Raw genomic sequence first — 500 nt, 5'->3', positions numbered from 1 at the left:
CCTCTAGTTAAGTCCCTTTTGCTTATCGCCTGCTTCCTTTGATCACCAAAGAGCTCGTCAAATATATTTACAAATTTAAAGGGAACTAAATTGGTTCTATTAAAAAATTCTTCTGAAGGGAATTCGAAATAAAACTTTCTTCTTAACCTTTCTATCCATTCTTCAATGAGGTTATCATTACTCTCTTTGTTATGATTACGATAAATATCTAATCTTTTCTTAAAGTATCCTAGATATAAATCTAAATCCGAATTAAATAAACCCTCATGTAAAGCTTCCAATTGGGCATTGCCACTAATGTCACCATTTAAAATAAAGTCATCTATACTAGAATCAGAATATCTTCCTGGATCTAATTCTTTAAAGAGTTTTATTGCTCTCATATCCGAAAGAGCTTCATTGGCAGCATTATTCCCATAGAAATTCTCATAATATGGTTTGTCAATTTGGTATTTTAAGGCTTCATAATCTGCATCCAACACATCTGTACAAGTTAAACC

The 500-nt window shown here is 31.6% G+C and carries 1 pseudogene; it reads right to left on the bottom strand.

What is annotated here, in order from left to right:
- Nucleotides 1–500 (bottom strand): annotated as a pseudogene (locus RB298_RS15075) (hypothetical protein); the annotation flags it as partial.

This window comes from Priestia sp. BR_2 (assembly GCF_041954005.1).
In the GTDB taxonomy this organism is placed as follows: domain Bacteria; phylum Bacillota; class Bacilli; order Paenibacillales; family Paenibacillaceae; genus Paenibacillus_AQ; species Paenibacillus_AQ lautus_A.
This window is presented reverse-complemented; position numbering and strand designations above follow the sequence as displayed.